This window comes from Ochrobactrum sp. AP1BH01-1 (assembly GCF_018066705.1).
In the GTDB taxonomy this organism is placed as follows: domain Bacteria; phylum Pseudomonadota; class Alphaproteobacteria; order Rhizobiales; family Rhizobiaceae; genus Brucella.
In genome coordinates, this window is record NZ_JAGPOU010000003.1 from 592,062 (window position 1) to 611,479 (window position 19,418).

The following is a 19,418-nucleotide window of genomic DNA, read 5'->3' on the forward strand; positions in this document are numbered from 1 at the left end:
TCCATGAAAAGAACAGCTATAAAACAACTTCATAAGTAAAATAGTGCGATTTCTTCCATTGAGAAGTATCGCACCCTTAAAACCCGGGTGCGATACCTTATCTGCAATCAGAGCGTGTCGCAAGCCCTGCCTGTCACCTTGAGCGCGAAAGCGTAAGTATAGGCAACTTCTTCCAGCCGTGAGAAACGGCCCGAGGCTCCGGCATGGCCTGCATCCATATTGATGCGGAACAGGACCGGATGGTCGTCGGTCTTCAGTTCACGCAGCCGGGCGACCCATTTGGCGGGCTCCCAATAAGTAACACGCGGATCGGTAAGCCCCGCCACCGCCAGAATGGCCGGGTAGGCCTGACGGCTGACATTGTCATAGGGCGAATAGCCCGCAATCGTCCTGTAATCCGCCTCCGAAGTGATCGGGTTGCCCCATTCGGGCCATTCCGGCGGGGTCAGCGGCAGCGTGTCGTCCAGCATCGTGTTCAGCACGTCGACAAACGGCACCTCGGCAATGATGCCGCCAAAGGCGTCGGGGGCCATGTTCGCAATCGCACCCATCAGCATCCCGCCTGCCGAACCGCCATGGGCGACGATGCGGTCATGGCTGGTGAAGCCTTCGGCAACGAGGTGCCTTGCGGCGGCGATGAAATCGGTGAAGGTGTTGACCTTCTTGTCGCGCTTGCCGTTTTCGTACCATGCAAAACCCTTGTCCTTGCCGCCGCGGATATGGGCGATGGCATAGACGAAGCCGCGATCCACAAGCGACAGCCGCGAGGTGCTGAAGCTTGCCGGAATTGTGATGCCGTAGGAACCATAGCCATAAAGCAGGCACGGCGCAGAGCCGTCGAGCCGGGTGTCCTTGTGATAGAGTAGCGAGACCGGCACCAGTTCGCCATCCGATGCCTTCGCGAAGACGCGGCGCGTGACGTAATCCTGCACATTGTGGCCGGACGGAACTTCCTGCGTCTTCAACAGCTTCCGCTCGCGCGTACGCATATTGTAGTCGAAAAGCTGTTCCGGCGTCGTCATGGACGAATAGGAGAAGCGGATGACGTCCGTATCATATTCGGCGCTGCCATGCAGGCCGAGCGAATAGGCTTCCTCGTCGAAGGCGATGGCGTGTTCCTCGCCGGTCTCGCGATCGCGGATCACGATGCGCGGCAGGCCGTTGTCGCGTTCCAGCCAGACCAGGTGATGCCTGTAGGCCGAGTGCGACAGGATCAGCCGTCCCGGCTTTTCCGCCACGACCTCCACCCAGTTTTCCGGCTGCGGAGCGCTGGCGGGCGCCTGGCAGATCTTGAAATCCTTGGCGCCATCGGCATTGGTCAGGATGTAGAAGACATCGCCGCCCGGCGCGATGTCATATTCCGTGCCGGTCTTGCGCTTCATGACGAGCTGCGGCTTTGCCGCCGGGTCGCTGGCGGGAAGCAGCCAGCACTCCGAGGTCTCGTGGTCGTGAATATCGATGAAGATATAGTCGTCCAGCGCCGAACCGCCGACGCCAAGGAAAAAGCCCGGGTCTTTCTCCTCATAGATCAGGCGGTCGTCCGACTGCGCCGTGCCGATCTTGTGATAGAAGACCTTGGATGGCCGATGGTTTTCATCGAGGCGCGTATAGAAGAAGCCTTCGCTTTGCGCATCCCACGCGCCGCCGCCATTCGTATCGGTAACGATGTCCTCAAGGTCTTTCATCGATGACAGGTCGCGGACCTTGAGCTTGTAGAATTCCGATCCCTTGTCGTCATAGCCCCAGATCAAAAGCTTGTGATCTGGCGCATGGTCGGCGGAGGCGAGGCGGAAATATGCCTTGTCCTTGCCTTCCGCGTCGCCGTCGAGAAGGATGGTTTCTGTTCCCCCGTCGCGCGGCGTGCGGATGAAATAGGGCTGCTCGCCGCCGGTGCGGTAGGACACGCCATATGCATAAGGGCCATCCTTGGAAGGAACGGATGAATCGTCTTCCTTGATCCGCCCGCGCATTTCGGCAAACAGGCTTTTTTGCAGCGCTTCCGTGTCCTTCATCAGTGCTGCCTGATAGGCGTTTTCCGCTTCCAGATGGGCGCGGATCTCGGCGGAGAGAACCGAGGGGTCCTTGAATACCTCCTGCCAGTTATCTGCGCGCAGCCAAGCATAATCGTCGGTGCGGGTGATGCCGTGACGGGTATCGCTGACCGGATGTTTGGTTGCGTGCGGCGGTTGAAGTTGCAAGGAGCTTTGAGACATCCACAATTCCGATGAAAACTGTTTCGATTTGCTGCAAGGCCGGTAAGCCGTGCTAGTAGATAGAATTTGACGTTTGAATTCCAGCTGGCATAGATGCCGTTTCAAACGTCAAATTTGAAAAATCCACTAGATACATATACTTCCTGGTGGTCTTTTGAATACCGACATTTGCTCAGCGCTTGAACCGGGAATGCAAATGTTGGAATCAGACCACCAGCGGGTGATGGGGATATTTATATAGTTGGCCGAAAGGGCGAAAGCGAGTTCAATCCGTTGAAATATATTTGAACAATGCCATTTTGAGGCCCGATTCCGCGTCCAAAAGCTACGCTGCGGGAGGCAATTAGTCTTGAGTCGCGTACAAGAAAACTTGAGGGAGAAAACTATTGCTAACGATAGCTGGGCAAATTAATGGAAGCGCGGCAGTGAACTGCGGCTTCACCCAAATCCTGTAATAAATGACAGGGGCGGCAACGCCAACACATTGTGATTCAAAGTTTCCATAGGTTGGCGCGGTTGGGTTCCGAATTTTTGTATTTGACGAATTAAGAAGAATGACTTGTTATTAATGTAATGTGGTTTGACAATTCTATTGCAAATGACATTATCAACTGATATTCGCAGTCGGGAATGGATGGGGTAGAGTTGGAATACGTAACGGCGATGAAAGGCGGGGATCTCCAGTCGTCGATTGCGCAACAATAAGAAGTAAAAAAGGAAATATGATGGAAAATCTGGACACGCACGACGAGAGCGCAGAGCTGCTTCTGAGCCTTACTGCAGATGTTGTGGCTGCATATGTCGGCAATAATTCGATTCGCGCTGGCGAATTGCCGCTGCTGATCGCCGAAGTACATGCCGCGTTCAAGCGTCACGTCGAACGCGAGGAAGCTCCTGTCGTTGTTGAGAAGCCGAAGCCTGCCGTCAATCCGAAGAAATCGGTTCATGACGACTACATCATCTGCCTCGAAGACGGCAAGAAGTTCAAGTCGCTGAAGCGTCACCTCATGACCCATTACAACATGACGCCGGAACAGTACCGCGAAAAGTGGGATCTCGACCCGAACTATCCGATGGTCGCTCCTAACTACGCTGCTGCCCGTTCGCGGCTGGCGAAGAAGATGGGCCTCGGCCGCAAGCCGAAGGAAGCCTGAGCGCTCTGACTTTAGAGCGCACTGCGCTTTACCGCATCTATTCGTAAGCATTTGTTGAAATGGTCGTTATCGGGAAGCGAAAGCTTAACGATAACGGCCATTTTGCTTGTGGCCGTTTTTCCCGAAAGGCTCGTCTTCATCAGCCAATCCGGTCGAAAGCCTGTTTCAGTGCGATGTGCCGGTTCAGGTCATAACTCCAGTGGCCGCACATTCCTTTCAGCCGTTCCCTTTCCATGAGGCGCGTCAGGCGCCGCTTGGTCTGTTCCTTTTCTTCCTGCGATGCTTTGAGAACCTCATCCAGATCGATACCGGCGATGATCTGCAAGGCAAGGCGTTGCGCCGCAGTCATTTGATTCTCTTTTTGTCGGGCAAAGAATAATTTGCGGGCGTGCTTGAGATCCGCTTCCATCGTCACAATCCTCATTTCTCGGTGTGAACGAGCATGAGCCTTGCAAGATGGCGTTGGATAATATTCCTAGATTTTTGCGAAGTTTTCTGTAAAATAGCTGGCAGCCGCACTCTTTCGCCGCGCGTTAATGCCATGGTTACAAGGCTTTAGCCTATCTTTGAAGTGTCGGTATCAACCGTGTAGCGCAATCCATTCTACAAAACTTATCCACTCTTGCATTTTCCTTTGTATAAGAAGATATTCCTATTCTGGCGAGGGAAGATGAATGTCTTTGGAACTATCGGATGTCATTCACACGCGGGCGGAAGCTTTCGAAGCATTGAAGCTGCTGGCAGCAAGGCATGGTCGCGACCTTAGCCTCGCAATGGAGGAGGGCTCGTCCGACCGGTTGCGGCAGCGGCGCAATGTAGCGCTGTGCGAGGCCCTGATTGATTTGCTCGTAGCCATGTTTGGGGTTTCCGGCACCGAGTTGCGCTCTCCCTTGCGTTGCAGGCGCGAGGTCGCGCGCGTGCGGCAGATCGGCATGTATGTCGCGCATACGGCTTTCGGCCTCGCCATGCGGGATGTGGCCGTGGGCTTTGCCCGGGACCGCACCACGGTAATGCACGCCTGCCATCTGGTGGAAGACATGCGCGACGATACCGAATTTGATGCAATCGTCTCGACCTTCGAGCGCATTGCGCAAAGTGCTTTCGCGGAGTGGAGGATGGCGGCATGACCACCCAACTGTCAGTGTCCGAAGCGAGAATCATACGCTTTTTGAAGGGCGGGGCCTGCGAGGTCCAGGATTCGGTTCGCGCCACGCATGTATTGCTGGCGGCGGATCACGGCACCATCGCGGCTAGCCGGGCCGAACTGAAGGCCATGCATCAAAGGGGATTGCTGCGGTGGGAGGGCGAACGTCTTGTGCCCGCGCAGCGGGCTGCCAAACGCTTGAAGGCGGACGCCGGGCCGCTGCCCGTTCCGGCGAGGGCCACACTCACGGTCGAGTATGAGCAGGGCGAGAAGGTCGAGATCAATCCGGAAGAGTCGCCGCTGGCCATGCTCTACCGGCGCAAGACCGCGAGCGGTTCTTCCTTCATTTCTGAGGACGAATTTCTTGCAGGCGAGCGGCTGCGTGCCGACTTCACGCGCGGATCGCTCATGCCTTCCATCACGATGCGTTGGGACAAAAGCGTCAGGAGCAGGGCGAGCGGGCCGGGCGGCATGGCCGAACTGACGGATATTGCGCTTGCCAGCCGCGTCCGGGTCGAGCGGGCGCTGGAGGCGGTCGGGCCGGAACTGAACGGTGTTCTGGTTGATGTCTGCTGCTTCCTGAAAGGTCTTGAAACCGTGGAGCGCGAGCGGCAATGGCCCGCGCGTTCGGCCAAGATGCTGCTCAAGGCCGGCCTGGCTGCACTGCACCGGCACTATAATCCGCAACTCGAAAGGAAGCGGGGAGGTGTTGCCCTGCATTGGGGAACTGACGACTATCGCCCCCGGATGCAGCCGCAGAAGACGTGAAGCCATCTCCCTCATTGACACTCCATTGGGTCGGGTCTATCGCCTGTGTCCCAAACAAGCCTGGCAGGCCTGATGGGGAAGTGGGGAGAAATCAAATGAATTCGGTACGGGATCGGCTGGAAAGCATCCTGTCGCGGCTGGAAGCGCGGGCAGGGAACGAGTGCGTTTTCAGCAAGGTTTACACGCAGCAGGCGCGTGCCGAGGCGGATGCGGCCGATGCGCGCCTGCGCGACGGACGCACTATCGGCCCCCTCGACGGGCGCATCGTTTCGATCAAGGATCTCTTCGATGTTGCCGGAGAACCGACGCTCGCAGGCTCGGTTATCCGCCGTGATGCGGTACCTGCGACGCAGGATGCAACGATTGTCCGCCGTCTGCGCGAGGCGGGCGCGGTCATTGTCGGCAAAACCCATATGACGGAATTTGCCTTCACGCCGGTCGGCCTCAATCCGCATTATGGCGAGCCGGGCAATGCCATTGACCCGACGCGCATTCCGGGCGGCTCGTCCTCGGGTGCGGCAGTCTCGGCTGCGGAAGGCACGAGCGAGATTGCCATCGGTTCGGATACGGGCGGGTCGGTGCGTATCCCGGCGGCGCTGAACGGCCTTGTCGGCTTCAAGCCGACAGCCCGGCGCATTCCGCTCGACGGTGCTTTTCCGCTGGCGCCATCGCTTGATTCCGTCGGCCCGTTGACCAGAACCGTCGCCGACGCCATTCTGACGGACGCGATCATGGCGGGCGAAACGCCGGTCCTGCCTGAAGCCCTGCCGCTGAAAGGTCTGCGCGTCGCGCTGCCGAAGGGCTATCTTCTGGCCGATATGGAGCCGGATGTGGTAAAGCATTTCGCGGCCACCGTCGCGCTTCTTGAAAAAGCGGGCGCTGTCATTGCCGATCTGGAAGTCGACGACCTGATCCAGCGCCTGCGTGAGGCAACCAGCGTCGGCTCCATCGCCGGCATTGAGGCAAGCCATGTTCATGCGTCGACATGGCTTGGTGATCCCGATGCCAATGTCGATATCCGCGTGAAGCGCCCGCTCTCTGTCCGGGTCAAGGTGCCGATGGAAACCTATGGCGGGATCATGGAAACGCGGGCAGCGCTGGTGCGGAAAATGGACGAGCGTTTGAGCCGGTTCGACATGTTCGTGACGCCCGCTACGCCCATCGTTGCGCCGACGATTGCCTCGGTCAGTAATGACGAGGCCGAGTATGATCGAGTTGAGGGGCTGCTTTTGCGGGATACACAAGTCGGCAACCAGTTCGACCTGTGCAGCATCACCTTGCCCATGCCGGGCATGGTGCTGCCGACCGGCTTCATGCTCACCGCGCGCGGCAGCACGGACAAAAGGCTGCTGGCCGCAGCCTTGTCGGTGGAAAAACTGCTAGGCTGATTCTTTCGCCAGTTCCGCTTCCCGGCGGATGCGCGCAACCATGGAACGCAGGCCATTGGCGCGCTGCGGGGTGAGGTGCTCGTCGAGGCCGAGCTTTTTCAAAATGGCTTCGGGGTCTATCGTCAGGATTTCCGAAGCCTTGCGGCCCGAATAAAGCGCCAGCACAATGGCCACAAGGCCGCGCACGATATGCGCATCGGAATCGCCGAGAAACTCGATGACCGGATCGCTACCGCCTTGCGGCAGCGTCTTCAGCCAGACCTGGCTGACACAGCCCTGCACCTTGTGCTCCGCATCGCGCGCATCGTCGGGATAGGGCGGCAGTTCCTTGCCGAGATCGATGACATAGCGATAGCGGTCTTCCCAATCGTCGAGAAATTCGAAATCGGACATGATGCTATCGATGGTCGTGGTCATTGTACTCGCCTGAAAGAAGTTTCTTGCCGCTTATATAGTCATGAAACGTGGCGAGGTCACGGAAAACCAGAGCATGATTCCGAAAAGTGGGAACCGGTTTTCGGGTAAAATCATGCTCAAACAAAAGCCTGAACCATGATTCCGAAAAGTGGGAACCGCCTACGCAGGGAAATCAGTCCACTGGACTGATTTCTGATCCTGCTGCGATCAGATAAAATCATGCTCGAACAAAAGCCTGGAGCATGATGACTAACGCCCAATCGCGCCAGTCGCGCGACGATCCAGTGCGCGAAGGGCTTCTTCCCGCGATGTCGGGATGGGAATGCCGGTTGCGGCCTGCGCGGGTTCGGATGCGGCGGGTTCCGCTTTCGCGGGCGGTTGCGGCTTGGTGCCGAAGCGGTCGCTCAGATATTCGAGCGCAACACGGCTTCCTTCCAGAAGTCCGCTTCCGGCGCTGGAAATGAGCGAGGTTCCGTTCGGGCAAAAAGACGGGTTGTCGATGCAAAGCTTGCCCAGCTCCACGGCGGTTTTGCCATTGGCGAGAAGCTGGCCGATGGAATCCGGTTCCTGCTTCGTTTCGGCGATGGCGGGTTTCTCCTGCGGCTTGTTCTGCTCATCCGCGGAGAAGATGCGCGGCATGACAAGGAATGCCAGCGTCAGCCAGAATGCGGATTTGAGGAGAAAACGGATCATTGCCTTGCTTCTGTTGCGATATGTACGCGTCAATGTCGGATGAATTTGAAAAGATTCCGTAACCATCCGGTTTGAACGCTAAATTGCACGCAGGCGGCAGTGGCGTCTCGTCGATTGCTACTCTCTGTTTACCATAGACAGAAAAGCAGACCCGGCGTCTCACTTATCCGCTTTGGTTGGCTCCGCTTTATCGTTTCTTTAAAGCCTCGGCTGCAATCTGTTGCTGGCTGGAAGAGCGTCGCCACGGCGCACGGTTTTCCGGTTCAGACCATGCAAGAGTATTGAGTGAGTAGGGCACGTTGAACGCCATTCTTTTGAAAACAGCCGAATCCGTCCGCATGAATGTGCAGGCGATCAGCCGTTTTTACGAACGTTTCTGCCGCCGCTGGGTATCCACGCCCGACGCGGCCTCCATACGTGTCATCGGCTCGGTCGTCACCGTGCCGGTCCTGCTTTGTGCTGCGGTGCTTGGCTCCGGCGTGACGCCGGGATTCACGGAATTTGCGATTCTCGCCGCCAGCTTTGCAGGCGTGGCCATGATCCTGTGCGCGCTGTCGCTGATGGGCGTCGCTGCGCCCGTTCTGGCTGGCCTGAACTTCGCTGCCTATGGCGCGGGTCTTGCTGCCCTTGGCGCCTTTTCGCATGGCAATGCGGTCCTGTGGCTGATGGCGGCAGCTCTGCCGCTTGAGATCTGGTTTGCAACCCGCAAGCCGGGCGCTGCCGCCGCAGGCGCTGCTTTCGCCGCGATCATTCTGGGTTTCCTTGCGACTGCAAGCGGCGGCGCTGTTTCCGGCGGCAGCTATGTGTCTGTCGCGGTTCTTGTCCTTTATGCCGCAAGCCTTGTCGCGCGTGGCTTTGTGAGCGCCGCCCGGCCTGCCGAGATCAAGGTCGGCGCACCGCAGATCGCGGTTGCTGCCGGTGACGTGCAGTTCTGCCTCGATGCGGATGGCGTAGTGTCTTCGGTCGATGCGAACTCTGCGAGGCTTCTGGGCGTGCAGCCGAAAATGCTGGAGGGCACTGCCCTGATCGACCGCGTGCATGTGGCCGACCGCGTTGAATATCTTTCGCTTCTGGCCGATCTGCGCGCCGGTGCCACGGTGCGCAAGATCGACGTGCGCCTGCGCTCCATCGAAAATGGCGAGACCGTCTTCCGCGCCTATCGGCTCGAAGGTGCGGCAAGCGCTCGCGCCATCACGCTGATCGGCCGTTCGCTGGAAGGCGAGCAGAAGCTTCTGGAAGAAATCGCCACGCTGAAAGCGGAACTGGAATCGGAGCGCATCGGCAAGGGCCGTCTGCTCGCAGCCGTCAGCCATGAGCTGCGCACGCCGCTCAATTCCATCATCGGCTTTTCCGACATGCTGTCGCATGAAATGGGCGGCAAGCTGGCCAATGAAAAGCAGCGCGAATATGCTGGCCTCATCCACCAGTCCGGCCATTATCTGCTGGAGCTTGTGAACGCCGTTCTCGACAATTCGCGTCTGGAAACCGGCAATTACAGCATTGATCCGCAGACGCTCGCTTTCCGCGAAGCAGCCGAAATGTGCACCGCCGTCATGCTGCCGCTGGCTGAAAAGAAAGGCGTCGCCTTCTGCCACCGCGTCGGCAACGGCGTTGGCGAACTGGTGGCCGACCGCCGCGCCGTCCAGCAGATATTGCTCAACCTCGCCGGAAATGCGGTCAAGTTCACGCAAAGCGGCGGCTGCGTCACCATCGATGCGGCGCGCGTGATGGCTGAAGGCCGTGCAATGCTGGAATTCAGCGTGTCGGATACGGGCATCGGCATCGAGCCGGAAGACATGCAGCGCATCGGCACGCCATTCGTGCGCGCCAACAACGATTATGCGCGCGCGCAGGAAGGAAGCGGCCTTGGCCTTTCGGTGGTCAAGGGGTTGGTGGAACTGCATCAGGGAACGATGCAACTGAAAAGCTGCCCCGGCGAAGGCACGATCGTCACGGTCCGCCTTCCGGTGTCGGGGCCGCAATTTGTCATGGGAGAAGACGAACATCAGGAGCTTGGCACGGTGATCGACATGCACCGTCACCAGGGAGAAAGGCAGCATGACTGGCAGAACGACGAAATCCGGGAGCAGAAAAATGCGCAAGCCCGCAAAACGGCGTAGTCTCGGATCGCGGCTCCTCCATTTCTTCTTCACGTCGGCCTCGGCGCTTGCAATCGCCGCCGGAGATTTCATTGCGCGCAACCCCGTCCTGACCGGCGGGGCAACCGCATTTCTGGTGGTCATGAGTTTCGTTTCGGCCAATGCGCTCTGGTATCAGCCGGAGGCGCACAACGCCGTGTTCTTCCGCACCAGGCCGGATTTCGTGTTCAAGCCAACCCCGCGCGAGGTGTTGCCGGGAACGGCGGCGGCGAGCGACAACGCCCCCAAACCGGTTGAAACCGCGAAAAGCGAGACCGCACCGGCGCCTGAAACCGCCAGCCTGTCGGCTGACCGGCTGAATATGAGCGCATCGGTGGACGATATGCTGCCAGCACTTGCGCCCAATGCCGATCTGGAGATCGCGCGGCTGCAGCATCGGCTTTCGACGCTCGGAATTTACAAGGGGCCGGTGGACGGTTTTACCGGGCCGCAGACCCGCGAAGCGGTGGAACGCTGGCGCGCCTTGCAGCAAAAGCTCGGCGTGCAGGAGGCCAACATCCCTCCACAAATGCTGGCTGACACGCAGAAGCGCAATCCGGTTCAGGATGAGGTGGCAAAAGCCATCGAGGTCGCGGTTCCATCGCCGCGTCCGCAGCCTGCCGTTTTGAAATCGGAAACAGTTTCAAAGCCGAAGCCTGACCTTGCTTCCTATGAAAAACCGGCCGCCAAAAAGCAGGTTGCGGCAACGCCCGCCATACAATCGGGAAAAGTGAGTTCGCAGGATATTATCCGCGTGCAGGCCGGGCTGAAGGCATTCGGCAATGACACGGTGCCGGTGAACGGGCAGCCGGGCAAGTCGACGCAGGAAGCCGTGCGCGAATTCCAGAAACTGTTCAGCTTGCCCGTGACCGGCGAAATCGATGGAACGCTCATCGCCAAGATGCGCGAGATCGGCCTGATAAGCTGATGGTTTCGCGATGCGCCTGACATCCGATTTCTGGGTTTCCGCCCTGATCCGCAAGGTGCAGGGCGAGGGCGGCTTTGCCTATCTCGCCCGTCGCGGTTCGCCGGAAGCGGGTGCGATCTTCATCAAGGTAAGCTCGCGCTTCGGCACATGCGACTTATATTCGCCTGCGCCGCAAACCTCCTATGACGAGGATAACGATGGAGAGCGCATGTTCCTGCGCATTCTTCATGACGCGGATGACTTGGCGGCAAGTGACCGCATGGCGCGGGAAACGCGTTTCGACCCCGACCTCTGGCTGGTCGAACTGGAAGATATTGCCGACGCATCGGCGTTCTTTTCGATTTCGCAGGACGGGGAAGCGTCTAGCTGACGGTTCTATTTTACCAAACGCTGCTGCGACGGATGATCGGAATTGGCCGCATCCACAAGCGGGGTGTCGTCCCCTGCTTCCGCCATTTCGCGCAATTTGCCGCGCAGCATGGCCGACATGTCTTCAGCCTTCCAGCGCCGCACGAGCGCCATCGCCTTTTCGCGGTCGATGGAACGGTAGATGTGGACGAACTCACGCAGGCTGTCGCGATTGGTGTCGATCGGGCCGAGAATGGCCGTCATGGTGAGATAGCATTCCGCTGGCGACAATCCGAGCGCCTTGAGCGCAATCGGCAGGTGCGAATCCGGCCACTGGCCGATAATCGCATCGGCCCGCTCGAACGAAAGGTCGAGCGCATCGGCCAGTGCGTTGCGAAAGAACTGGCCGTCGATCAGAAGGGCGGTATCGATGAGATGCTGCGAGCCGGTGGCGGCACCTGTTTCGTAGAAAGGCTGTTGCAGCGCGCGCGCCAGCCGCTCCGAACTGCCCTCTTTCATCAGGGGTATTTTGGCGGTGGACAGGTCTGGCACATCCGGTTTTTCAAGCGGCTCAGCCTCGATATTGGCGAGGTTTTCCTGAAGCGCCAGCGTGCGGTCGATGACCGGATCGGCGAAACTGCGCAACACGCCTTGCAGAAGCACATCCCCCGATTGGCGCCGCGCAATGGCGCGCGCATGAGCAAGACCGTTCTTGCCGATGATCTCGATCAGGTCGGAAGGGCGCAGAAGGGGCGAGCGCAGGAGAATGGGCGCGGAGATTTCCACGGGCTGGTCGGCGAGCGCGAGAATGAGGCGGCGCGGCGCGTCTTCCAGTTGGGCCAGCGCATTGGCTGCATGGCGCTTGCCGCGGGTGGAAGCGCATTGCAGAAGCGGCATGGCAAGATCTTCGAGCTGCTGCATATCCTGCCGTCCGGGACGCATGATGCCCGCAAATGCCGAAATCGCGGCCGCCAGAAGGTCGTCCGCCTTGGCTCTCCCCGCTTTTGAATCCGACGGGCTCCGGTGGCCTGAAATATCCTCCAGGGCGCGGAACTGATCATTTGTCACGCAGAATACTCCGGTAGGCACCCAACTCACCCGCCCAATCGCAGATCACGCATCCAGCAGCAGCTGGCCTGCACGAAATGCACCCCGCATGGGTCGGTGTTCCCGATAGTAGCGTTGAAGCCTTAGCAACTCATTAACCGTGCCATAAAGAAACAGCATTTGGTTGCGGCTGGGTCAGAGTCCCTCAAACGGCGCGCACCGCGCTTCGGTAAAGAAGCCCTGCACTTGCCTGTTCCAGGTCGCATCGGGCACGAAGGCGCGCAGCACGGCGACACCCTCACCGATATTCTGCTCGATCAGGATCGAATGTGCATCGGCCTGCGAACCATCGGAGCGAAGGCCATCCGAGCGAAGACTGGCCATGCCGATGGGATCGGCAAGGATAAGATCGAGCTTGCGTTCATTGGAAACGCTGTCGTTGAGGCTGTAGAGATTGTCCCCGTTGGGCGCGTAGATCGAAAGAGACCAGTAAGGCACGTTTGCGTCTGCCGTGATGTGCACCGGGCCGTCGGCAAGATCGAAGCGGCAGGTGGCTTCCTGTATGAGCGGGTCGCTGTCGCTGACGGGGCCGGTCTTATGATCCAGCCGCTGGAAACGGTATGGCTCGCTTCCGGTTTCGATCCGCGACCAGGCATTCTTGTCGGAATAGAAGGGAACGAGGAACAGGACCGCGATATGGACGATCGCCGCGCCGATGATACCGAGAAGGACGAGGCGGAAAATTCTAGCCACGGCAAGCTCCCGGATTTACGCCGGCAACGCGCACCAACCCCGGCATGACCAGATCGGAAAGACCGGAGGATGATGCCGCAGGCGTGTCGTAGAGCGTCATGACGAGAACGAAATCGCCGCCGCCTTCGACGGGGAGCCAGTTGCCGGGCGCGGCATCCGGGCCGATGGTTATCGTGACGCTGCCGTCATCGCCATAAAGCACCTCGCGGGAATGCAGCGCTGGCAGCAATCCCTCGCGCGGCGTGATCGGCTCAAGATCGGGCGTGGCCGGATAGACTGTCCAGAAACGGGCGGGCGGGGTCATGCCGCTCAGGCGATAGGTGCAGCCGCGCCGAAGCGTGCGCCCGCTATCGTCGGTGCGCGCATAGAAGGGCAGGCCCTCGGCGGTTCCAAGCGCCAGATAGGCTTTGCGGGCTGCGCGGGCCTTGGAATAGGGATCGGCATCCGGCGTACCCGCCGCCGGATAGGCGCTCCAGGTCCCGACGCGAAGCTCGCCGAACCCCTCGAACCGGTCGAGCACCTTGTCGACGCTCCAGATGCCGCCGCCGAGCGCCAGCGCAAGCACGATCGCCGTATTGAATATCGTCTTGAACATCGCCCCTCAGAGTACCGATATTTTTGTGCGCCCGGCGATCTTAGGCAGAGGCGGGGCCGCAAGGAAGCGGTCATGCAGCTCCTTAATGACTTTTGTCGACAGGGGCGAGAGCACGCGCGGCGGCGCGGCCATGGCTTCCTCCGGCTTGGCGTTTGCCACTTGCGGCTCGCTCTTCTTGGGCGGCGCGGGGAAGGGCGGCGTCACGCCCGGTATGGGCTTCAGTTCGATGTTCTGATGCGCGTAGGACATCATCCGCTGCCAGGCCATGGCAGGCAGAACGCCGCCGGTCATTTCCTTCATCGGAGTGAAATTGTCGTTGCCGAACCAAACCGCCGCCGTGAAATTTCCGGTGAAGCCGACAAACCATGCATCGCGATAATTCTGCGTCGTGCCGGTCTTGCCGCCAACCCGCGTCATGGGCAGCGCGGCGCGGCGCCCGGTGCCCCGTTCGGGCACTTGCACCAGCATGGAGTTCATTTCGAGCGCTGCCTTTTCCGATAGCGCCCTGTGCGGCTTCGGCGCATCGCGACCGAAATCCCACAACACCTTGCCATCCGGCGAAACGATCTGCGTGAAGGCATGGCGATTGCCGGCCATGCCCGCATTCGGAAACACGTTGAAGCCGGTGGCCTGATCCATCACCGTCATTTCCGAAGTGCCGAGCACCATAGTCTTGTGCGACGAGATTGGTGATTCGACGCCCATTGCCTTGGTCAGCGCGACGATGGGGGCGGTGGTCAGATAATCGCGCGCCAGCCGTACCGGCACGCTGTTCAACGAACGCACAAGCGCGGTCGTCAGGTCCACGCGGCCCGCGAAACTGCGGCCATAATTGCGCGGTGACCAGTTGCCCCAGCTGATCGGCGCGTCCGAGACAATGGTGCTAGGCGTCAGCCCCTTTTCCATAGCCGCCGCATAGACGTAAGGCTTGAAGGACGAACCGGCCTGCCGCAACGCCTTTGTGGCACGGTTGAACTGGCTTTCGCCATAGTCCCGCCCGCCGACGAGTGCGCGGACCGAGCCGTCATTGGCGATCACTACGGTTGCCGCTTCCGAAACATTATAATCCTTGCCGAACTGGCGCAGGTGATATTCGAGCGATTCTTCCGCCGCCTTCTGGATATTGCGGTCGAGCGTCGTGCGCACGATCAGCGTGTGCTGGGAAATATTGGCAGCGACCTTCTTCACTTCCTCGAACGCCCAGTCGAGGAAATAGTCGGGACTCTCATTCTTGGCCCGGTCGATGACGCTTGCCGGATGGCGGCGCGCGACGGCGATCTGTCCCTCGCTCAGGAAACCGCTTTCAACCATGTTGGAAAGCACGACATTGGCGCGCGCACGCGCTGCGGGCAGGTTGACATGCGGCGCGAACTTGGCAGGCGCCTTGAACAGCCCCGCCAGCATCGCGGCTTCCGCCAGCGAGACATCCTTGATGTTCTTGCCGAAATAAAACTCCGAAGCGGCTGCGATACCGAAGGTTCCGCCGCCCATATAGGCCCGGTCGAGGTAAAGCTGCAGGATTTCCTTCTTGCTGAGATTGCTTTCCAGCCAGAGCGCGAGGAAGGCTTCCTTGATCTTGCGCTCGATGGTGCGCTCGTTGGAGAGGAAGAGGTTCTTGGCAAGCTGCTGGGTGATGGTCGAGCCGCCCTGGACGACGCCATTGGCGCGCATGTTCTGGCTTAACGCGCGGGTCAGGCCCCAGAAGTCGATGCCGTAATGATCGAAGAAGCGCCGGTCCTCCGTGCCGAGCACGGCCTTGATGACATGATCCGGCAATTCATCGATCGGCACGGCCTGACGATGCAGGATGCCGCGCTGGCCGATCTCATTGCCGTAGCGATCGAGGAAGGTGACGGCATAGTCGTCCTGCGCGCGCCAGTCCTTCTTGGTTTCCTCGAAGGCGGGCAGTGCCAGCACCAGCATCAGCACCGCTCCGGCAACCCCGAGCGTAAATCCCTCGTCGAGAACCTCGACGACGAAACGCCGGAAACCCCGCACGCGAAAACGCCGGGAGAAGATGGTGATGTTTTCCCACCACTCGCCGAGATTATAGCGCAGGCTGTAGAGGGTGGAATCGATCCACGCGTCGAGCCCGATCAGGCGCGAAACCCTGAACGGCTTGCGCTTTTGGCTTCCGGGATCTTTTTCTGCCGTCTTACGCATTCACTGACTTCGGCGCGGTTGGTTTCGCGGACAGATGGAGCTTGCCTGTCCATCATAGCAGATAAGTAAGCCACAGCTCATGCGAAATGGTTAAAGCGCTGGCAGCTTTTTCATTATAGGAAAAAAATCAAATAATAGGAAAATAGTCCTTGACTGCGTGACGGTGCTTTGTTAGGTTTTATCTACGGTCGACAAAGTGTGACCGTCGCCGGTTTTGCTATATTACCCCCGGCAGATACCGGTGTGCATAACCCTGAGGAGCCATAGCTGCTTTTCAGGGTTATGTCTTTTGCAGCAATTGCAAAGATTGTGAATATACATCCTAAAATTGTGGAAAACATGTCACGGGGCGAAGCCCACATCCGTCTGGCGCATCAATTGCAGATTGCACATGGCATTGACCCCGCGGATATGGCGGCGTTGCTCTCTGTTTCGATAAGCCAGTATCTCAACCGTCTGCATCGCCTGAACCTGGCCTGTTCAACCGCAGCGCCGGATTCGCGGATGAAGACAGGCGATGCAATTCTGGAGCGACTTCAGGCAGAACTGAAACGGTTGCTCGACAGCGAGGACCTGCCGGACAAGAGCAAGTCGGAAGCGCTGATGGCGCTTGCCCGCGCGGTCAGGTCTGTCGGCGAACTGAGCGCCGAGGACAAGCCGGCCGGTCCGTTGCCCGCCGGTCGCGCGGCTGCTTCGTTGGGCGACACGCGCAGGGCGCTGGCGCGTATAAGCAGGAGGATAAACGAACTTGCAGAAAGTCGGGCGCGGCAGATCTTGGACGGCAGGCCTGACGCCGCAGCAAATGGAAGCAGCCGAGGCGGAGTGGCTGTTTCAGGCGCGTGACGCCCAGTTGCCGCCTTATGGCGAATGGCGCACATGGCTTATCATGGGCGGTCGCGGCTCCGGCAAGACGCGGGCAGGGGCGGAATGGGCGTCCGGCATAGCGCTGGGACTGCCGCCCTTTGCCAAGGTAGCCTGCGGGCACATCGCGCCGGTGGGCGAAACCCTGAGCGATGCACGCGAGGTGATGGTGGACGGGCCGTCCGGCATTCTGGCGGTGTCGCGGCTGGCGCGCCCGCGCTATGAAGCGACACGCCGCAGGCTTTTATGGGAGAACGGTGCGGTGGCGTCGGTTTATTCTTCCGAAGATCCCGACAGCCTGCGCGGTCCCCAGTTCGATGCTGCATGGTGCGACGAACTGGCGAAATGGAAAAACCCGCAGGAAACCTGGGACATGCTGCAATTCGGCCTGCGTCTTGGCGCTTTTCCGAGACAGGTCGTGACCACAACCCCGCGCGCGGTTCCGCTCCTGAAAGCTCTGGTCCGTGATGGTTCGGTTTCGATGACCCATATGCGGACGGAAGAAAACGCCGACAATCTGGCGCAAGGCTTCATGCAGGCGATCAACGACCGCTATGGCGGGACGCGTTTGGGACGGCAGGAACTCGACGGCGAATTGATCGAGGAACGCGCCGATGCCCTGTGGTCGCGCGACCTCATCGAGCGGTGTTTCGAGGCGAGAGCCCCGGAACTGGCTCGTATCGTTGTGGCGATCGACCCGCCTGCCTCGTCCGGCAAGGCGTCGGATGCCTGCGGCATTGTCGTTGCCGGCATCGACAATGAAGGAAGCGGCCATGTGCTTGCCGATGCCAGCATGAACGCCGCCAAGCCGCACCAATGGGCGCGGAAGGCCATTGCGCTTTTCCACGCGCATCAGGCCGATGCGATTATTGCGGAGGTCAATCAGGGCGGCGAGATGGTGGCGGCGGTGCTGGCGGCGGAAGATGCAAGCGTGCCGGTGCTCAAACGCCACGCCTCGCGGGGCAAGTTTCTGCGGGCGGAGCCGGTGGCTGCGCTCTACGAGCAGGGCCGCATCCGCCATGCCGGGCGGTTCCCGCTCGAAAATGGCGAACGGATTTGTCGCGCTGCATATGGATCACGGCGCATCGTGGATTGCGCGGGATTATACCTCGCTGGCGCGTGAGGGCTTCATGCGCAATCCGGTCGCCCATCGCTGCGTGCGCATGATTGCGGAAGCGGCAAGCAATGTGCCGTGGCTGCTTTATGCAGGCGCGACCGAACACGAAACGCATTCGCTGCTTGAGCCTGTTGCCCGCCCTCAATGCGGGTTGGACGGAACGACATTTTTCGAGCCGCTATACGGGCATCTTCTGATTTCCGGCAATGCCTATGTCGAACGTCTTGATCTGCCGAGCGGCCGCATGGAACTGCATCTTTTGCGCCCGGAACGGGTCAGCATCATAACGGATGCGGATGGCTGGCCGCAGGCGCTGGTTTATCGCTCCGGCAAGGCGGCGAGACGGCTTTCGCTTGGAAGTGACGGCGCGGCTGCCTTGCAGCTCCAGCTGTTTCGTCTGCTGGACGATCATTACGGATTTCCGCCGCTGGAAGCGGCCCTGATGGCGCTCGATCTCCACAATGCGGCTGGCGCGTGGAACAAGGCGCTTCTCGACAATCCGGCGCGGGCCGTCCGCTGCTTCTGGAAGGCGGCCTGGACTGGAAGGCGATGGGCTACAGCCCGCAGGACGTGGATTTCATCGAAGCAAAGAACGGAGCCGCCCGCGACATCGCGCTTGCCTTCGGTGTGCCGCCATGCTGCTCGGTATTCCGGGCGATAATACCTATGCCAATTATGCGGAGGAAAACCGCGCCTTCTACCGGCTGACAGTATTGCCGCTGATTGGGCGCACCGCAAAGGCGTTCTCCGGATGGCGGCCCGCATTTCGGCGACGATCTGCGGCTTGAGCACGATATCGACCGCGTGGAAGGGCTGTCATCCGAGCGGGAATCGCTGTGGCGGCGCATTTCCGAGGCATCGTTTCTCACCGACGAAAAACGGGATGCAGTGGGCTATTAGCCGCATTCAGCAGGGAGACTGTTATGAGCAACCTCAACGATGCAGTATTCGCTTCGGAAGCGGCCTGGATCTGGTTCGCCAAGGTGGCGGGCGCGGTGGCAGGCTCCGCCGTCTCGCTCGCCTATATGATGCCGCACGGAAAGCGCGAAGCGGCGATCCGTTTCGCGGTCGGCATCATCTGCGGCATGATTTTCGGCGGTGCGGCAGGGGTCAAGATTTCCGAAACCCTGGCTCTCGGCGGATTACTCGGGCGAGCGGAACTGATTCTCATGGGATCGGCAGCCGCAAGCCTTGCCGCCTGGTCGGCGCTCGGCATCTTCAAGCGCTTTTCCGAGCGGCTGAAACAGGCTCCGATACCGGGCATTCTGCCGGAGGAAAGGAGAGAGAATGGCGATGCATGATATGCGACTGGAAACGAAACAAGCCGCGCTTGCCATCGAGGATGTGGAGCTGGACGGCAGCTTTTCCAGCTATGCAAACATCTCCGGCCTGTCCGATCTCGGCAATGACGTGATCGAACGGGCGCTTTTACCCGTTCGCTTGCCGGCGATTTCGGACGCGGTTATCTGGTGGTGGATCGTATTGGCGTGCGTGTGCTGCGCGATCCTTATTCCGCCAAACCCTATGTGCTCTTCTATATGACCAAGCGCGTCGGCGGCGGCGTGCAGGATTTCGAGGCCATTAAGCTCCTGAAATTCACCGTCTGACGGAACTGGCAGCCTGAAGCTGTCAGTTTTTGCAGTAGATTACCGGGCTGCCCTGCCGGTTTTGGCAGGTAGTTTCCCGCTCCA

General features: G+C 59.7%; 19 protein-coding genes and 2 pseudogenes. 13 read left to right on the top strand and 8 right to left on the bottom strand.

Translation table 11 applies throughout. The features are described from left to right. Nucleotides 1–107: 107 nt before the first annotated feature. Nucleotides 108–2,213, bottom strand: a complete 2,106-nt coding sequence (locus J9800_RS13455; RefSeq protein WP_210845845.1) for a S9 family peptidase — start codon at nt 2,211–2,213, stop codon at nt 108–110. 725 nt (nt 2,214–2,938) lie between these two features. Here J9800_RS13455 and J9800_RS13460 point away from each other — a divergent pair. After that, a complete protein-coding gene (locus J9800_RS13460; RefSeq protein ID WP_006466324.1) occupies nt 2,939–3,367 on the top strand; it encodes a Ros/MucR family transcriptional regulator in 429 nt (142 codons plus the stop codon). A 139-nt stretch (nt 3,368–3,506) separates the two neighbouring features. Here the strand turns inward: J9800_RS13460 and J9800_RS13465 are convergent, their stop codons facing one another. Continuing rightward, nucleotides 3,507–3,776 (bottom strand): cytoplasmic protein, encoded by a 270-nt coding sequence (locus tag J9800_RS13465; RefSeq protein ID WP_121983085.1) that lies wholly within the window; start codon nt 3,774–3,776, stop codon nt 3,507–3,509. 271 nt (nt 3,777–4,047) lie between these two features. Here J9800_RS13465 and J9800_RS13470 point away from each other — a divergent pair, with 271 nt between their 5' ends. The 3 genes from J9800_RS13470 (at nt 4,048) to J9800_RS13480 (ending at nt 6,667) form a co-directional block, all read left to right on the top strand. Then, nucleotides 4,048–4,494 (top strand): helix-turn-helix domain-containing protein, encoded by a 447-nt coding sequence (locus J9800_RS13470; RefSeq protein ID WP_121983116.1) that lies wholly within the window; start codon nt 4,048–4,050, stop codon nt 4,492–4,494. Continuing rightward, nucleotides 4,491–5,279 carry a DUF6456 domain-containing protein gene (locus J9800_RS13475; protein WP_210845846.1) on the top strand — a complete coding sequence of 263 codons (789 nt, stop codon included), beginning with the start codon at nt 4,491–4,493 and terminating at the stop codon, nt 5,277–5,279. The genes J9800_RS13470 and J9800_RS13475 overlap by 4 nt, the downstream gene beginning before the upstream one ends. A gap of 95 nt (nt 5,280–5,374) precedes the next feature. Continuing rightward, the gene (locus J9800_RS13480) at nt 5,375–6,667 is read left to right on the top strand and encodes an amidase (protein ID WP_121986788.1); all 1,293 of its coding nucleotides are present in this window, start codon (nt 5,375–5,377) and stop codon (nt 6,665–6,667) included. On the opposite strand, the gene J9800_RS13485 is transcribed toward J9800_RS13480, so the two are convergent. Then, nucleotides 6,659–7,084 (bottom strand): SufE family protein, encoded by a 426-nt coding sequence (locus tag J9800_RS13485; RefSeq protein WP_121983082.1) that lies wholly within the window; start codon nt 7,082–7,084, stop codon nt 6,659–6,661. The two genes, J9800_RS13480 and J9800_RS13485, sit on opposite strands and share 9 nt — an antisense overlap. Nucleotides 7,085–7,333: 249 nt before the next feature. After that, complete coding sequence (locus J9800_RS13490; protein ID WP_210845847.1) at nt 7,334–7,777, bottom strand: hypothetical protein; 444 nt, start codon at nt 7,775–7,777, stop codon at nt 7,334–7,336. A gap of 299 nt (nt 7,778–8,076) precedes the next feature. On the opposite strand from J9800_RS13490, the gene J9800_RS13495 reads away from it, so the two are divergent. From J9800_RS13495 to J9800_RS13505, 3 genes are read left to right on the top strand one after another with little or no spacing between them, the layout of a single operon-like run. Next, the gene (locus J9800_RS13495; protein ID WP_210845848.1) at nt 8,077–9,897 is read left to right on the top strand and encodes a sensor histidine kinase; all 1,821 of its coding nucleotides are present in this window, start codon (nt 8,077–8,079) and stop codon (nt 9,895–9,897) included. Further along, nucleotides 9,872–10,843 (top strand): peptidoglycan-binding domain-containing protein, encoded by a 972-nt coding sequence (locus tag J9800_RS13500; protein ID WP_121986786.1) that lies wholly within the window; start codon nt 9,872–9,874, stop codon nt 10,841–10,843. The genes J9800_RS13495 and J9800_RS13500 overlap by 26 nt, the downstream gene beginning before the upstream one ends. A gap of 10 nt (nt 10,844–10,853) precedes the next feature. After that, nucleotides 10,854–11,213 (top strand): DUF1491 family protein, encoded by a 360-nt coding sequence (locus tag J9800_RS13505; protein WP_121986785.1) that lies wholly within the window; start codon nt 10,854–10,856, stop codon nt 11,211–11,213. Between the two features lie 5 nt (nt 11,214–11,218). Here the strand turns inward: J9800_RS13505 and J9800_RS13510 are convergent, their stop codons facing one another. From J9800_RS13510 to J9800_RS13525, 4 genes are all read right to left on the bottom strand, one after another. Further along, complete coding sequence (locus tag J9800_RS13510; protein WP_151682609.1) at nt 11,219–12,259, bottom strand: DUF2336 domain-containing protein; 1,041 nt, start codon at nt 12,257–12,259, stop codon at nt 11,219–11,221. A gap of 174 nt (nt 12,260–12,433) precedes the next feature. Further along, nucleotides 12,434–12,991: a DUF1254 domain-containing protein gene (locus J9800_RS13515; RefSeq protein ID WP_121986783.1), complete on the bottom strand. Its 558-nt coding sequence runs from the start codon at nt 12,989–12,991 to the stop codon at nt 12,434–12,436. Further along, complete coding sequence (locus J9800_RS13520) at nt 12,984–13,586, bottom strand: DUF1214 domain-containing protein (RefSeq protein ID WP_121983075.1); 603 nt, start codon at nt 13,584–13,586, stop codon at nt 12,984–12,986. The genes J9800_RS13515 and J9800_RS13520 overlap by 8 nt, the downstream gene beginning before the upstream one ends. A gap of 6 nt (nt 13,587–13,592) precedes the next feature. Beyond that, nucleotides 13,593–15,749 carry a penicillin-binding protein 1A gene (locus J9800_RS13525; RefSeq protein WP_121983074.1) on the bottom strand — a complete coding sequence of 719 codons (2,157 nt, stop codon included), beginning with the start codon at nt 15,747–15,749 and terminating at the stop codon, nt 13,593–13,595. A gap of 339 nt (nt 15,750–16,088) precedes the next feature. Between J9800_RS13525 and J9800_RS13530 the strand changes: the two genes are divergently transcribed. The 6 genes and pseudogenes from J9800_RS13530 to J9800_RS13550 all read left to right on the top strand — a co-directional run. Next, the gene (locus J9800_RS13530; RefSeq protein ID WP_121983115.1) at nt 16,089–16,592 is read left to right on the top strand and encodes a hypothetical protein; all 504 of its coding nucleotides are present in this window, start codon (nt 16,089–16,091) and stop codon (nt 16,590–16,592) included. Beyond that, nucleotides 16,552–17,733, top strand: coding sequence for a DNA-packaging protein (locus J9800_RS13535; protein WP_121983073.1), 1,182 nt, complete (start codon nt 16,552–16,554; stop codon nt 17,731–17,733). Before J9800_RS13530 ends, J9800_RS13535 begins: the two co-directional genes overlap by 41 nt. Before the next feature lie 40 nt (nt 17,734–17,773). Then, nucleotides 17,774–18,435: pseudogene (locus J9800_RS13540) on the top strand (phage portal protein). A gap of 15 nt (nt 18,436–18,450) precedes the next feature. Then, a complete protein-coding gene (locus J9800_RS22220) occupies nt 18,451–18,627 on the top strand; it encodes a hypothetical protein (protein ID WP_208851939.1) in 177 nt (58 codons plus the stop codon). Nucleotides 18,628–18,650: 23 nt separating this feature from the next. Further along, nucleotides 18,651–19,028: a DUF6107 family protein gene (locus tag J9800_RS13545; protein WP_121983072.1), complete on the top strand. Its 378-nt coding sequence runs from the start codon at nt 18,651–18,653 to the stop codon at nt 19,026–19,028. Nucleotides 19,029–19,172: 144 nt separating this feature from the next. Beyond that, nucleotides 19,173–19,334: pseudogene (locus J9800_RS13550) on the top strand (phage major capsid protein); the annotation flags it as partial. Nucleotides 19,335–19,418 lie beyond the last annotated feature (84 nt).

What these genes read in the sequence shown, in the direction of transcription:
- J9800_RS13455 (WP_210845845.1), bottom strand. Translation starts at nt 2,213, where the DNA reads ATGTCTCAAAGCTCCTTGCAACTTCAACCGCCGCACGCAACCAAACAT.
- J9800_RS13460 (WP_006466324.1), top strand. Translation starts at nt 2,939, where the DNA reads ATGGAAAATCTGGACACGCACGACGAGAGCGCAGAGCTGCTTCTGAGC.
- J9800_RS13465 (WP_121983085.1), bottom strand. Translation starts at nt 3,776, where the DNA reads ATGGAAGCGGATCTCAAGCACGCCCGCAAATTATTCTTTGCCCGACAA.
- J9800_RS13475 (WP_210845846.1), top strand. Translation starts at nt 4,491, where the DNA reads ATGACCACCCAACTGTCAGTGTCCGAAGCGAGAATCATACGCTTTTTG.
- J9800_RS13480 (WP_121986788.1), top strand. Translation starts at nt 5,375, where the DNA reads ATGAATTCGGTACGGGATCGGCTGGAAAGCATCCTGTCGCGGCTGGAA.
- J9800_RS13485 (WP_121983082.1), bottom strand. Translation starts at nt 7,084, where the DNA reads ATGACCACGACCATCGATAGCATCATGTCCGATTTCGAATTTCTCGAC.
- J9800_RS13490 (WP_210845847.1), bottom strand. Translation starts at nt 7,777, where the DNA reads ATGATCCGTTTTCTCCTCAAATCCGCATTCTGGCTGACGCTGGCATTC.
- J9800_RS13500 (WP_121986786.1), top strand. Translation starts at nt 9,872, where the DNA reads ATGCGCAAGCCCGCAAAACGGCGTAGTCTCGGATCGCGGCTCCTCCAT.
- J9800_RS13505 (WP_121986785.1), top strand. Translation starts at nt 10,854, where the DNA reads ATGCGCCTGACATCCGATTTCTGGGTTTCCGCCCTGATCCGCAAGGTG.
- J9800_RS13520 (WP_121983075.1), bottom strand. Translation starts at nt 13,586, where the DNA reads ATGTTCAAGACGATATTCAATACGGCGATCGTGCTTGCGCTGGCGCTC.
- J9800_RS13525 (WP_121983074.1), bottom strand. Translation starts at nt 15,749, where the DNA reads ATGCGTAAGACGGCAGAAAAAGATCCCGGAAGCCAAAAGCGCAAGCCG.
- J9800_RS13530 (WP_121983115.1), top strand. Translation starts at nt 16,089, where the DNA reads ATGTCACGGGGCGAAGCCCACATCCGTCTGGCGCATCAATTGCAGATT.
- J9800_RS13535 (WP_121983073.1), top strand. Translation starts at nt 16,552, where the DNA reads ATGGAAGCAGCCGAGGCGGAGTGGCTGTTTCAGGCGCGTGACGCCCAG.
- J9800_RS13545 (WP_121983072.1), top strand. Translation starts at nt 18,651, where the DNA reads ATGAGCAACCTCAACGATGCAGTATTCGCTTCGGAAGCGGCCTGGATC.